Origin of the sequence: Parafrankia soli (assembly GCF_001854695.1) — a bacterium.
Taxonomy (GTDB): Bacteria; Actinomycetota; Actinomycetes; order Frankiales; family Frankiaceae; genus Parafrankia; species Parafrankia soli.
Map to the genome: position 1 here is coordinate 1 of NZ_MAXA01000012.1, position 13,492 is coordinate 13,492.

The window sequence follows — 13,492 nt, forward strand, 5'->3', positions numbered from 1 at the left end:
GAAAGCTACGCCGCAGGACTCCACCTGCGCGGATCCATCCTCTGGCTACGCAGCCTGCCAACCCCATGATCCGAACTCAGAACAGGCCCTAGGAGGCCCGGCCCGGAGCCCTGTCCTGTCCTGCCCTGCCCGGCGTGGGCGCGGCTCGGGCGCAGGACGGCTCGAGGGCGGTCTGGGCGTGGCGCGGCGCTCGGGTCAGGCCGCCTGGCGCCAGGCTTCGGCCAGCGCGGCGAAGCTGCCCTGGCGGCGGGCCCGGTCCAGGCTCGGCGTGACGATGACGATCTCGTCGACCTGGGCCTGCTGCTTCATCTCCAGCAGCCGCTCGGCCACGGCCTTCGGCTCGCCGGTCACCATCCGGCCGTCGGGGCGTCGGGCGGCCCGGAACCGCTCCGAACGGGCATAGCCGCGGATGTCCTCCGGCCGCAGCGGCTCGCGCACCCCGCGGCTGATGTTCTGGATGGTGAGGGTCCAGGCCGCCTCGAAGTCGAGCGTGGCCTCCTCGTCCTCACTGGCGAAGGCGAGCACGGACATCGCGGAGTACGGCTGCGTGCCCTCGGCCCGCGGGGTGAACTCGCGCCGGTAGGCCCGCAGCGCGTCGAACGCCAGCTCAGGGCTCATGTGGTGGGCGAACACCGCGCTCATGCCATTGACGGCGGCGAACCGGGGGCCATAGGGGCTCGAACCCAGGACGAACATCTCCGGGCGCTCGTCGATCACCGGCGCTGCCACCAGCTGCGCGTAGGGATGACCGGCCGGGAAACCGTCACCGAGGAACGCGAGGAGCTCGCCGACCTGCCCGGGGAACTCCGCGCCCGCGTCGGCGGACGCCCCGCGGCGCAGTACGTGCGCGGTCAGCGGGTCGGTTCCCGGCGCCCGGCCGAGCGCGAGATCGACCCGCCCCGGGTACATCGCGAGCAGTGTCCGGAACGTCTCGGCGACCTTCATCGGCGCGTGGTTGGGCAGCATGATCCCGGCCGCGCCGACCCTGATCCGGGACGTCTGCGCCCCGACGTGCGCGGTCAGCAGCTCGGGGGAGCTGCACGCCAGGCTGGTCATGTTGTGATGTTCGGAGACCCAGTACCGCCGGTACCCGGCCGTCTCGGCGGTCCGGGCGACGGCCACCCCCCCGGCGATCGCCGCGCTCGGACTCTCGCCGTGCTCGATCCCCACGAAGTCGAGCACCGCCAGCGGAAGCGAACCCTCAACGACATCCACCTCAGGGTCAATGTCCCCGCCGTCCACGGGCATTCCCTCGTCAGTCGCGGATGTCGTCAGTCACGAACGCGCCGTCCGCAGGTCCGCCTCCGCGACGAATGATCCCGGCCCGGCCCGGCCGAGTTGACAGGGGCGCGGGCCTGACGGGTCATGGATGGCTGGAGACGGCAGGCGCGGTCGTCGTTGAACTGGCTGGCCGGGCGGCGGGGCGGGCACACGATGAACCGGGTGGTGGGTGTGGCATGAAGGCGGCCGGGGGTAGCCGGACAGCCGTGCTGGTCTGCCAGGGCCGGGCGGTCGCGGACGGGCGGATCGCTCCCGGCCGGTTCACCGACCCGGTCGCGGTCTCGCTCCTGCGGGCCGACGAGCGGCGCACGGTCGAGCAGGTGCGGGCCGGCACACCGCCCTCCGGCTGGCTCGAACGTGTCGACTACGAGTCGGTGCGGGCCTGCGCGGAGATCGTCGTCCCGCGCACGATCGCGATCGACGACGCGGTGCGCGAGCGGACCTCCCCGCAGGTCGTGCTCCTCGGCGCCGGCCTGGACGACCGGGCGTGGCGCATGCCGGAACTCGCCGACCGCGTCGTCTTCGAGGTCGACCACCCGGACTCCGCGCGCGACAAGCGTCAGCGGCTCGCCGGGCTGCCGGCGCCGACGCGGCCGGTGCGGCCCGGGGAGCCCGGGGAGCGCGTGCGGTTCGTCTCCGTCGACCTCACCCGCGACCGGCTCGAAGGCGCCCTGGCCGCCGCCGGCCACCGGGCCGACACGCCCACGACCTGGATCTGGGAGGGTGTCGTCCCGTATCTCACCCGCCCGGAGGCCGCCCGGACCGTGGCCGCCGTCGCGACCCTCTCGGCCCCGGGCAGCCGGCTGATCGTCAACTATCAGGCCCCGCAGGCCGCGATCGCGATCGGGCAGCTGATCGCCCGCTCGATGGACGTCCTGGCCCGCCGCCGCGGGATCTGGGCGAACGAGCCTTGGCGGTCACGCTGGACGGCATCCGCGATGCGGGACCTGCTCGGCCGCAACGGCTTCACCGTGCGCAGCGACGATGACCTGCTCACCATCGCGACCAGGCTGACGACGCCCACGCCGCGTCGCGCCTCGCTGCGCAGCGGTCGGGTCGCCGTCGCCGACCGACCGGCCTGAGTGGACGTCCAGCCGGCGGGGCGGAATGTCAGGGGAGGCTCAGCCCGGTAGCCAGCCGGCACCGGGCGGGTGCTCCGGGCCGGGCCGGGCGTGAATGCCGGCCCACACACTGTCCCGCGCCCTTGTGATGGCGACGTACATCTGCCGGCGCTCCAGCTGGACGCGTTCACCGAACGCGTCGGCGGACTCGGACGGCCAGCGGCCGCGGGAAGAGATTGCGATCGGGAATGCAGACGTGGGCGAAGTCGAGGCTTTTGGCGCGGAAGTACGTCCCGACCTTGACCGCCTCGCAGGTGGTTCCGTCGTAATTCATGAGGGAGACCGCAGGAATTCCCCGTTCGGTGAGCACCCGCAGCCATCGCCGCTCCGCGTCGTTCGTCGGCACGAGCACCGCCATGTCGCCGTAGCGCACGTTCCGGTGCTGCCTGAACTCGACGAGATGGTCGCAGAGCGCGGCGTCCTGCGCCGTCTCGCCGGACACGGTGACCTCGTGGATCTCGCCGCCGGGGCGCTCGACGTCGATCTCGCGGCGTCCCCGCTCCCGGACGCCGTCGAGATCCTCGAAGCTGTCGTCGGCGAGCACCGCCTGGGCGTAGCGCAGAATCCGCTCGCGGTTGCGGTAGTTCCGCGCCAGCACGGTGGAGCGTCCGACGACGGCGACGCCGGCCTCGGCGAGGGTGAAACCGCCGGGATAGATGGACTGCTGGCCGTCGCCGACCACGAGCAGGCCGTCCGGCCGGTCGCCGACGAAGGCGTGCAGCATCTGCAGGCCGACACAGGTGAGGTCCTGCACCTCGTCGACGATCACCGCGTCGTACCGGGTGTCGGAGCTTTCCCGCACCAGGTCGCGGGCGCGCGGCAGGACATCGTCGCGGTCGAGGACGCCGCGCTCCACCCGGAGCTGCTCGTACCGCTCGTAGAGGTCCCACACCGCGCGGCGGTGGGTCGGCTGCAAGGGGGTGCTGCGCCCGACCCGAGCCAGCTTCGCGTACTGCGCGAACTCGGTCAGGCCCCGGCCCTTGATGACCGTCGCGATCTCGTCCTTCCAGTACCCCGTCACGAGGCCGAGCCCGGGCAGGGCCGAGTACTGCCCGACCTGACCCCACGCGCGCCAGAAGCAGGTGTCGGCGACGTCCTGCCGGTGCCGGCCGCGCCGCGCACGCGGGCCGGCCCCGACCACTGCCGTCCGGCGAGGCGGGCCTGCTTCGGGTGCAGCCAGGTCATCCAGGTCTCGACGGGCTCGCGGTCCGCGGCGTCGCGGAGCTCGCGCCAGAGGTCCTCGCGGCTCATCAGCGCACCCTGACCCGCCTCGCCGTCCACTGAGGCCCTGGACGGTGCCGTGGCGATCGGCGCGACTGGCACGAGGGGCAGAAATGGCGTGACCGGCGTGACCGGCGTGACCGGCGCGGTTGGTGCGCCCATGGCCGCCGTGACCGCGCGGGGAGTCCCGGAGGCGGACGGCGTCGGCGGGCCCGGCATCGCCGCCTGCCGAGGTGCCTGCCGAGGTGCCTGCCGCGCGGCCTGGCGGCGGACGGGCCGGGCGGCCGGTGCAGGCGGGTCCGTGGCGCGGGGCATCGGCGGGCAGCCGTCCGCGAGACAGGTCAACAGCCGTTCGACCAGGTCCGGTGCCAGACGCGCGCCGCGGCGGGCCAGGTCGCGGGTCAGGTCGTGCGCGCCGAGAACCGTCACCCGGTCGACCTGTTCGCGCAGGTTGGACCGCCCGGCCATCACCAGCAGCGGCACCACCTCGGTCGGCGGCAGGCCCGCGTCCGCGAGGACGTCCTCGACCGCCACGGTCTGGTCCAGGAGCTTGCGGAGATCGTCGTCCGCGTCGGCGTCGCCGCGGCGCAGACGGCCGTTCTCGATCGCGAACTCCCGCCAGTTCTTCACGTCCAGCACGAAGACCCCGCCGGGCCCGACGACGATCACGTCGATGTTGGCCCGGCGGGTTCCCGGCCACTGCCGGTCCGGCAGCAGGTGCCAGCCGGCGTCGTACATCGAGACCAACGCGCGGGCGACGCTCTGCTCGGCCCGCCCACCGGCCTCCCACCGTCGGACCTCGCGCTCGAGCTGCGCCAGCGTGTCGTTGATGTGCCGGAGCTGCAGCTCGAAGCCGTCGATCACCTGCCGGAGCTCGACGGCTCTCCCGAGGGCTGACGGCGTCGGCAGCGCCGCGCTGGAGATCATGTCACTGTCTCCTCGCTTAGGGTCAATAAGCGGCCTCGGTAATCTTTGTTCGTTTGCCTTCGTTTGTCGATGACGGCGGCTTTCGAAGTCCGACAAGGCTTGGATGTCGCCGTAGGTGTCCCTAAGCCTTCGAACGCTGGTTCGAACGCGTGCGCCGGACCTTGCGGACGGAACGGAACTGTCGGACCCCGCCGGCAGAATCGCCGTCGTGTCGAACACCACCAGCCCACCCGTCGAGCGCGGGCAGGCGCTCGCCCTGGCGCCGGATCAGGCGTCCGTGAAGGCGGGCGAGAGGCTCGCGGTCGCCGGGTCCTGGCCGCTGGCGGGCGGTGACGCCGAGGCGCTGTGGGGCGAGTGCCGGGGCAGCGGAAAGTCGCCCTACCGGGTCGTCGTGGCCCTCGCGGATCATGCCTCGAAGTGCTCGTGCCCGAGCCGGAAGTTCCCCTGCAAGCACGCTCTCGGCCTGATGCTGCTCGCCGCGGCCGGCGGCGTGGCCGGTGCCGGCGAGGTGGCCGGTGCCGGCGGCGGGCGTCCGCCGTGGGCCGCGGAATGGCTCGACCGGCGGGTGGCGCGCTTCGCCGCGGCGGCGAGCGCGGGCACGCGGGCCGCCACCGGGCCTGAGTCCGAGCGCTCCGCGGCGGGGGCGGCCCGGCGCGAGGTGAGCCGTGCGGCCAAGGTCGACGGCGGTGTCGCGGAGCTGGCCCGCTGGCTGTCCGACCTGGCCGGGGAGGGGCTCGGAGCCGCCCAGGCCAGGCCGGCCGACTGGTGGCGGGCCGCCGCCGCCCGCATGGTCGACGCGCAGGCACCCGGCCTCGCCGAGATGATCCACGAGGCCGCGCAGATCGCCGGGTCGGCGGCCCGGCGGCCTGACTGGCCGTCCCGGCTGGTCGACCGCGTGGGGCTGCTGCACCTGCTGTGCGAGGGCTGGGCCCGCCGCGCCGACCTGCCCGCCGACGTCGTGGCGGTCCTGCGCGACCGGATCGGTTTCACCGTTCCCGTGGCCACGGTGCTCGCCGGCGAGCACGTCGTCGGCGAGGTCGACGTGCTGGGGGCGCACGAGTTCGGCGCGGGGCGGGCGCGGGGGCGCCGGCAGTGGCTACGTCTGGTCGAGTCGGGGCGGCTGGCGGTGCTCGTCGACTTCGCGGTGAACGGCCAGGGGATGCCCCCGCCGCTGCCCGCGGGGTCGCGGGTCAGGGCCGATCTCGCGCCGTATCCCGGGCGCCGCCCGGCGCGGGTGGCGCCCGGCGCGCCGGGCGGCGCCGCGGCCGTCGTCGGCCCCGTCGACACAGATCTCTTCGCGCCCACCTGGCGGGCCGCGCTGGCCGGCGTCGCGTCGGCCCTGGCGGTCGACCCGTTCGCGGACGTCGTCGCGCTGACCGTCCGCGGTGTCACGGTGCTGCCGCCGGGCGCCGGGGCCGGTCCGCTGCCCAGGAGCGGTCCGTGGCTGCTGCGGGACTCCGCCGGCGAGGCGCTGCCGCTCGCCGACGAGGCCGTGGCGGAGTGGGGCTGGCACATGCTCGCGGCCGGCGGGGGAGCGGGCCTCGACGTGGTCGCCGAATGGGACTCGTTCACCCTGACACCCCTGGCCGCCACGCCGTCGCGCACCGCGCGGGCGGAGGACATGCCCGGCCGGGCCCCCGTCCCGGTAGTCGCGGCACCGGTCGCCCCGGTGCCGACACCGGGGTGGACGGACCTCGTCGACGCCGCGGTGATCGGCGTGAGCCGCCGCCCGTCGCCGGTGATTCCCGGGCTCCCTGATCCCGGCGGGCGTCCGGGCGAGGAGGAACGCCTGCTCCGGGTCGCGGCGCTGGCCGCGGTGACCAGGCGGGCCGGTCAGCTGGCCGCCGATGCCTCCACGGTGCCCGCGCCGGCTCCCGCCGCGGCGGATGAGCACCCACCGTGCCCACCGACGGCGGTCGTGCCCGTTCCCACCGAGGTGGGCGCCGCCGAGACAGCCGAGCTCGAGGAGTGGCTGGACCTGCTGGCCGAAGGAGGCTGGCGCCCGCCGGACACCCTGCTTCCCGCGCTGGTCGAGCTCGGCCGGCGGTCGACCGCGCTCCGTCCCCGCCTGCTGCGGGTCCTCGGCCCGCGCGGCCGCTGGTTCGCCGCGCTTCACCCGGACGCCGGCTGGGCGGGGCCCGTCGGCGTCGCGGGCTGGCCGAGCGCGAGCGCGCAGCAGCGCCGATCCCTCATCGCCGCGCTGCGGCACACCGACCCGGCGGCCGCCGCCGAGCTGCTGCGCGGCGGCGCGGGCGAACCTCCCTTCGTCCCGTTCCGCCGGGCCGGCGGAGCCGAGCGCCTCGCCTTCGTCCAGGCGCTGCGCACCGGCCTCGGCCCGTACGACGAGGAGCTGTTGGAGGCGGCCCTGGACGACCGCCGGTCCGACGTGCGCGACGCGGCGGTCCAGGTCCTGCTGGAACTTCCCGGTACCCGTTTCGCGGCGCGGGCCGCCGCCCGCACCGAGCGGGCCTTCACGGTGCATCGCGGCACCCTGCGCGTGCACCCGCCGGCGGTGCTCACCGACGAGATGGCGCGGGACGGCGTCTCGCCTGACGGGCCGTCCCGCGCCAGGGCGCAGGCCGACGGGCCGGCCCGGATGCTGCTCGCGGAGATCGCCCGGGTGGACCCGCGGCTGTGGCCGGAGCGGACCGGCCTGTCCCCGCAGAAGTTCCTGAGCGCCAGGGCGCTCTGGGAGCCCGCGCCGAGCTTCCCCGCGCTGACCCTGGCGCCCTACCTCGTCGGCCCGGTCGTCCGGCACCGTGACCCGGAATGGGCGCTCGCGCTGATCCCGAAGGTCGAACCGCGCTCGCAGGGGGTGCTGATCGGCTGCCTGCCGGAGCCCGACCGGCTGCGCGCGTTCGACCTCGCCCTGAGCGGGACCGGCCATGCCACGCGGCGCTGGGGCCTGCTCCTCGGCAGATCCGGCGGGCACGGCCTCGGCAACACCGCCCTGGGGAGCCTCATCACGCTCCTCGCCGGGATACCCGGGCCCTGGTCGGCGGAGTTCACCCGGGCGGCCGGCCCCGCCATCACGGCCATCGTCACCGCACCGGTCGACGAACCGGGCTCCGATCCCCAGCAGCGGGCAACGGCCCGCACGCTGCACGCCCGGGTGCGGGCGCTGCTCGCCAACCTCGCCTGGCGGGTGGAGCCGTACGTCGGCATCCCCGACCTGGACCCGTCCACGATGCCGGCCGAGACGGTGTCCGGCTACCAGCGCCTCGCGGCCGTGCTCGCCCAGCGGCGAGCCCGCCGCGACACCCTGCTCTCCCGTTCGAGCTCGAAGAAAGGCTCGTCATGACGACATCGACCCAGCCGCCCGCCGGGATCGCGCCCGAGACCACCGCCGTCCCGGCGCGGCCGGTCGGTGCCGCCCCGCAGGGCTCCGGCGACCAGCTGCTGCGCCCGCACGCGGAGCAGGCGTTCGCCGCCGAGCTGGCCGCGCTCGCCGCGACCGACCGGCGCCGCCGGCCGCCGTCCTGGCGGCTCTCGCCCTGGGCCGTCGTCACCTACGTGCTCGGCGGCACGCTGGAGGACGACACGGTGATCACACCCAAGTACATCGGCTCGCGGCGGCTCGTCGAGGTCGCCGTGGCCACCCTCGCGACCGACCGGGCGCTGCTGCTCCTCGGCAGCCCGGGCACGGCGAAGTCGTGGCTGTCCGAGCACCTCGCCGCCGCGATCTCCGGCGACTCGACCCTGGTCGTGCAGGGCACGGCCGGCACGTCCGAGGACGCTGTCCGCTACGGCTGGAACTACGCGCGGCTCATCGCCGAGGGGCCGTCCAAGGACGCGATGGTGCCCTCGCCGGTGATGCGCGCGATGGCCGGGGGCTCGCTCGCCAGGGTCGAGGAGCTCACCCGGATGGGCGCCGAGGTACAGGACGCGCTGATCACCGTGCTGTCGGAGAAGACGCTGCCCGTCGCGGAGCTCGCCAGCGAGGTACAGGCCGTCGCCGGGTTCAACATCATCGCCACCGCCAACGACCGGGACCGGGGCGTCAACGAGATGTCCTCGGCGCTGCGCCGGCGGTTCAACACCGTCGTGCTGCCGCTGCCGGCCACGGAGGACGTCGAGGTCGAGATCGTCAGCCGCCGCGTCGCCCAGCTGGGCCGCGCGCTGGACCTGCCGGCCGAGCCGCCGGCGGGCGCCGAGGTCCGCCGCGTCGTGCGGATCTTCCGCGAGCTGCGCTCCGGGGTCACCAGCGACGGCCGCACCACGGTGCGGACACCGTCGTCGACCCTGTCCACCGCCGAGGCGATCGGCGTGATCACGGGCGGGCTGACCCTGGCCGCCCACTTCGGCGACGGCAGGCTGTCGGCCGAGGACGTCGCCGCCGGGCTCGTCGGGGCCGTGGTCAAGGATCCCTCCACCGACCCCGTGGTCTGGCGGGAGTACCTCGAGGGCGTCGTGCGGGACCGCGACGGTTGGAAGGACCTGTACCAGGCCTGCTGGGATCTCGACACGGAGGCGCGCGGCAGATGAGCGTCACCGTCCTGGGTATCCGCCACCACGGGCCGGGCTCCGCACGGGCCGTCGAGGCGGCGCTCGCCGAGCTCGACCCGGACCTCGTCCTCGTCGAGGGCCCGGCGGAGGGCGACGCCGCCCTCGCGCACACCGGCTCGCTCACCCCGCCGGTCGCGCTGACGGTCTACGCCCGCGACGAACCGCGCGACGCCGCCTTCTGGCCGTTCGCCGAGTTCTCCCCCGAGTGGCGGGCGCTGCTGCACGGCGCCGCCACAGGCGTCCCGGTGCGTTTCATCGACCTGCCCTTCGGGCTCTCCCTGGCGCTGCGGCGCCAGGAGCAGGCCGAGGCAGCGGCCAGGGCCGTCGACGCCGATGCCGAGGCCGGCGGCCCGGACGGCGCCGGTTCGCGCAGCGCCGACCCGCCCGGTGCCAGCTCCCCCGGTGATGCCGCTGGCGGTGACGGCGCGGGCGGTGCGGGCGGCGAGGGCGAGCCCGCGCACCTGGTCGAGGACGACCCGCTCGGATGGCTGGCACGGGCCGCCGGGCACGACGACCCGGAGCGATTCTGGGAGGACCTCGTCGAACACCGCCGGCTCGCCCGGGCCGGTCCGGGTGAGCCGGGCCGGGACGGCGCCCTCGAGCTGTTCGCCGCGGTCGCCAACGCGATGACCGAGCTGCGCGACGAGGCCGGCCCGGGCGACCGGGTGTCCCCCACGCGGGTGGAGCACCGGCGGCGGGAGGAGATGCGCGAGGCGCACATGCGCCTGGAGATCCGCCGGGCCGGCTCGGGGGCGGACGCGGCCGCTCGGATCGCCGTCGTCTGCGGGGCCTGGCACGTGCCGGCGCTGACCGGGGCGGTGGGGCGGATGTCGGCCACCGCCGACCAGCGCACGCTGCGCGGCGTGCGAGCCGTGCGCACCGACACGACGTGGGTTCCGTGGACGCACGCGCGGCTCGCCGCGGAGTCCGGGTACGGCGCCGGGGTCGCGTCACCCGGTTGGTACCACCATCTGTGGACCTCGCGTGACCAGGCCACGACCCGCTGGGTGACCCGGGTGGCGGGGCTGCTGCGCGCCGCCGACCTGCCCGCGTCCTCCGCCTCGGTGATCGAGACCGTCCGTCTCGCCGAGGCGCTCGCCGCCGTGCGCGAGCGGGCCGTCCCCGGGCTGACCGAGCTGAACGACGCCGTGCTCGCCGGTCTGTGCGGGGGCGACCCGGTTCCGCTGGCGGTGGTGCGCGAACAGCTCGTCGTCGGGCGGGTGCTCGGCGCCGTCGGCGAGGACGTTCCGACCGTGCCGCTCGCCGCCGACCTCGCACGCCTGCAGCGCCGGCTGCGGCTGCGGCCCGGGGCCGACGACCAGAAGATCCGGCTGGACCTGCGCAAGGACGTCGACCGGGAGCGCGGCCAGCTGCTGCGCCGGCTGCGCCTGCTCGACGTGCCGTGGGGGACGCCCGCGGCGACGTCGGGCACCGGGACCTTCGCCGAGGCGTGGACGCTGCGCTGGGAGCCGGAGTTCTCCGTCGCGGTGGTCGCCGCCGCCCGGTACGGCTCGACGGTCGCCGACGCGGCCACCGCGGTCATCACCGAGCGGACGGAGGCCGCCGCCGACCTGCCGGCCGTCACCGCCCTGCTCGAGGCCGCGGTGCTTGCCGGGCTGCCCACGGCGATGGCGGTCGTCGCGGCCGGGCTGGAACGCCGCGCCGCCGGCACCGGCGACGTCGCCCACCTGATGGCGGCGCTCGCCCCGCTGGCCCGCATCCACCGGTACGGCGACGTGCGCGCGACCGACACGACGGGCGTCGCCGCCCTCGCCGAGAGCCTCATGGTGCGGATCTGCGCGGGGCTCCCGCCCGCCTGTGTGAGTCTCGACGACGACGCGGCGGACGCGATGGCCGCCGCGATCGACAGCGCCGACGGGGCGTTCCGACTGATCGCCGACCCCGAGCACGTCGAACGCTGGCACGTCGCCGTCCGCGCCGCCGCCGACATCCACGGTGGCAACAGCCTGGTCAACGGCAGGTGCACGCGGATCCTCTCGGACGCGGGTGACATCGACCAGGCCGAGGTGGCCCTCCGCCTCGACCGGGCGCTGTCCGCGGCGGGCGTCGCGCCGGCCGACGCCGCCCGCTGGCTGGAGGGCTTCCTCGGCTCCACCGGATCGGTGCTGGCCCGGGACCCGCGGATGCTCGGGCTCGTCGACGCCTGGCTGGCCTCGCTCACCGCCGACGCGTTCACCGTCGTCCTCGCGCCGTTGCGGCGGGTGTTCGCGGCCTTCACGGCACCGGAGCGCCGCATGATCGCCGAACGGGCCGGGTCGGGGCTGCCGCGGCCGGCCGGTGGCGGCACCGGCCCGACGACACCCACGGGCGGTCCGGCAGCGGGAGGTCCGGGAGGTCCGGGCGGTCCGGCGGCGGGCGGTCCGGCGGCCTGGGACGCCGACCGGGTCGCGCTCGTCCTGCCCGTCGTCGCGTCACTCCTCACGATCCCCGGTCTGGAAAGGACGGCCACACATGAATGAGCGCACTCCGGCGGGCGAGGGGCCCACCCGCGCCGGTGCCGCCGTCGCCGTCGCCGTCGCCGTCGCCGACGACACGGAGCGGTTGCGGCGCTGGCGCATGGTGCTGGGCGCGCCGGCCGCGCCCGTCCTGGACGGGCGGATCTCCCTGTCCGGCCCCGACGGGGAGATCGACGCGGCGCTCGGTGCCCTCTACGACGCGGACGCGGCCGGGGAGGGGCGCCGGCGGCGCTCGGGCGGTCTGGGCGCGTCGGCGCCGTCCGTGGCCCGCTGGCTGGGAGATATCCGGACCTACTTCCCGACCTCGGTCGTGCGCGTGCTGCAACGCGACGCGGTCGCTCGCCTGGGGCTCGGTCAGCTCCTGCTCGAGCCGGAGCTGCTCGCGGCCGCCGAACCGGACGTCCACCTCGTCGGGACGCTGCTGTCGCTGCGCTCCGCGCTGCCCGAACGCACCAGGGAGACCGCCCGCGCCGTGGTCCGGCGTGTCGTCGAGGACATCGAGCGGCGGCTGGAACAGTCGCTGCGCAGCGCCGTCCTGGGCGCCGTGGACCGGACGTCCCGCACCCGCACTCCCCGCCTGCCCGACGTCGACTGGGATCGCACCATCCTCGCGAACCTGCGCAACTACCAGCCTGAGCAGCGCACCGTGATCGTCGACCGGCTCATCGGCCACACCAGGGCGCGGCGCACCGCCGCCCTGCGGGACGTCATCCTGCTCATCGACCAGTCCGGGTCGATGGCGTCGTCCGTCGTCTACGCGGGGGTGCTCGGCGCGTCACTGGCGACGCTGCGGGCCGTGTCCACCCGGCTGATCGTCTTCGACACGTCGGTGGTGGACCTGACCGAGCAGCTCGACGACCCGGTCGACCTGCTGTTCGGCGTCCGGCTCGGTGGCGGAACCGACATCGACCGTGCCGTCGGCTACGGCGCGTCGCTCGTCACCCGGCCCACCGACACGGTCTTCGTCCTGATCAGCGACCTGATCGAGGGCGGTGACCAGTCGTCGCTGGTGGCCCGGCTGCGGGCGCTCGTCGAGGCCGGGGTGTGCGTCGTCGTTCTGCTCGCCCTGTCCGACGACGGCACCCCCGCCTACGATCACCGGCTCGCCGCCACCTGCGCCGAGCTCGGGGCGCCCGCGTTCGCCTGCACCCCGGACAGGTTCCCCGAGCTGCTGGCCACCGCGCTGCGCCGCGACGACGTCGGCCGCTGGGCCTCCGTCCAGGGGCTGGTGCGCCCGGCCTGACCGGGCGCGCCGGGGCCGTCCGGATGCCGGGTCCGCGCGGGTGCGTCGGGACGATCGCTGGTGAAATGCTGGGCCGGGCAGGCAGCGGGACGGTCGGCGGGGCCGGGCAGCTGTGGGTGACCGAGATGTGTAGCGCGCAGGCCCTGTTTTTCAGGGCAGGGTTAGTGCATCAACGGCAGCGTGACAGGCGTGCCTGCTATGCTGTCACCTGTGGGGTCGAAGGTGGTGAAGCGGGCGTACCGCTACCGCTTCAACCCGACTCCCGATCAGGCCGCCCAGCTCGCGCGAACCTTCGGCTGTGTCCGCTACGTGTACAACCGGGCGCTCGCCGAACGGCACCGGGCCTGGTTCCAGGAGCAGCGGCGGGTCACTCACGCCGAGACCGACCGGATGCTCACGGGGTGGAAGCGCGACCCGGAAACGGAATGGCTCGCCGAGCCGTCAAAAGGTCCACTTCAGGCCACGCTGCGGAATCTCCAGACCGCGTATGTGAACTTCTGGCAGAAACGCGCCGGCTACCCGACGTTCAAGAAGAAGGGCAGGACTCTCGACTCGGCGACCTACTTCCGGAACTGTTTCAGTTTTCGGGACGGTCGGATCACGCTGGCGAAGCAGGACGCGCCGCTGGCGATCGTCTGGTCGCGTCCGCTGCCCGAGGGCGCGGAGCCCTCGCAGGTCACGGTGTCGCGGAACGCCCGCGGCCAGTACCACGTCTC

At 75.1% G+C, this 13,492-nt stretch carries 9 protein-coding genes; 6 read left to right on the forward strand and 3 right to left on the reverse strand.

Annotation, left to right across the window (positions count from 1 at the left end):
- Positions 1 to 195: 195 nt before the first annotated feature.
- The gene (locus tag BBK14_RS02960; RefSeq protein WP_071059686.1) at positions 196 to 1,248 is read right to left on the reverse strand and encodes an LLM class flavin-dependent oxidoreductase; all 1,053 of its coding nucleotides are present in this window, start codon (positions 1,246 to 1,248) and stop codon (positions 196 to 198) included.
- Positions 1,249 to 1,457: 209 nt separating this feature from the next.
- Here BBK14_RS02960 and BBK14_RS02965 point away from each other — a divergent pair, with 209 nt between their 5' ends.
- Entirely contained in the window at positions 1,458 to 2,363 is a 906-nt protein-coding gene (locus tag BBK14_RS02965; RefSeq protein ID WP_071059687.1) for a class I SAM-dependent methyltransferase, read from the forward strand.
- A gap of 166 nt (positions 2,364 to 2,529) precedes the next feature.
- On the opposite strand, the gene BBK14_RS39450 is transcribed toward BBK14_RS02965, so the two are convergent.
- Together BBK14_RS39450 and BBK14_RS39455 are read right to left on the reverse strand one after the other, a co-directional pair.
- A complete protein-coding gene (locus tag BBK14_RS39450) occupies positions 2,530 to 3,423 on the reverse strand; it encodes a UvrD-helicase domain-containing protein (RefSeq protein WP_241831076.1) in 894 nt (297 codons plus the stop codon).
- Positions 3,420 to 4,550, reverse strand: a complete 1,131-nt coding sequence (locus tag BBK14_RS39455) for a nuclease-related domain-containing protein (RefSeq protein WP_071059688.1) — start codon at positions 4,548 to 4,550, stop codon at positions 3,420 to 3,422. Before BBK14_RS39455 ends, BBK14_RS39450 begins: the two co-directional genes overlap by 4 nt.
- Before the next feature lie 208 nt (positions 4,551 to 4,758).
- Here BBK14_RS39455 and BBK14_RS02975 point away from each other — a divergent pair, with 208 nt between their 5' ends.
- The 5 genes from BBK14_RS02975 to BBK14_RS02995 all read left to right on the forward strand — a co-directional run.
- The gene (locus BBK14_RS02975; protein ID WP_071059689.1) at positions 4,759 to 7,851 is read left to right on the forward strand and encodes a DUF5691 domain-containing protein; all 3,093 of its coding nucleotides are present in this window, start codon (positions 4,759 to 4,761) and stop codon (positions 7,849 to 7,851) included.
- Positions 7,848 to 9,035, forward strand: a complete 1,188-nt coding sequence (locus BBK14_RS02980) for an ATP-binding protein (RefSeq protein ID WP_071059690.1) — start codon at positions 7,848 to 7,850, stop codon at positions 9,033 to 9,035. The genes BBK14_RS02975 and BBK14_RS02980 overlap by 4 nt, the downstream gene beginning before the upstream one ends.
- Positions 9,032 to 11,536 carry a DUF5682 family protein gene (locus tag BBK14_RS02985; protein WP_071059691.1) on the forward strand — a complete coding sequence of 835 codons (2,505 nt, stop codon included), beginning with the start codon at positions 9,032 to 9,034 and terminating at the stop codon, positions 11,534 to 11,536. The genes BBK14_RS02980 and BBK14_RS02985 overlap by 4 nt, the downstream gene beginning before the upstream one ends.
- Complete coding sequence (locus BBK14_RS02990) at positions 11,529 to 12,776, forward strand: VWA domain-containing protein (protein WP_083390679.1); 1,248 nt, start codon at positions 11,529 to 11,531, stop codon at positions 12,774 to 12,776. The genes BBK14_RS02985 and BBK14_RS02990 overlap by 8 nt, the downstream gene beginning before the upstream one ends.
- 198 nt (positions 12,777 to 12,974) lie before the next feature.
- The coding region (locus tag BBK14_RS02995; RefSeq protein WP_241831077.1) for an RNA-guided endonuclease InsQ/TnpB family protein at positions 12,975 to 13,492 on the forward strand (518 nt) is incomplete at its 3' end.

Coding starts and splice junctions, on each gene's coding strand:
- BBK14_RS02980 (WP_071059690.1), top strand. CDS start 7,848: ATGACGACATCGACCCAGCCGCCCGCCGGGATCGCGCCCGAGACCACC.
- BBK14_RS02990 (WP_083390679.1), top strand. CDS start 11,529: ATGAATGAGCGCACTCCGGCGGGCGAGGGGCCCACCCGCGCCGGTGCC.
- BBK14_RS39455 (WP_071059688.1), bottom strand. CDS start 4,550: ATGATCTCCAGCGCGGCGCTGCCGACGCCGTCAGCCCTCGGGAGAGCC.
- BBK14_RS02965 (WP_071059687.1), top strand. CDS start 1,458: ATGAAGGCGGCCGGGGGTAGCCGGACAGCCGTGCTGGTCTGCCAGGGC.
- BBK14_RS02960 (WP_071059686.1), bottom strand. CDS start 1,248: ATGCCCGTGGACGGCGGGGACATTGACCCTGAGGTGGATGTCGTTGAG.
- BBK14_RS02985 (WP_071059691.1), top strand. CDS start 9,032: ATGAGCGTCACCGTCCTGGGTATCCGCCACCACGGGCCGGGCTCCGCA.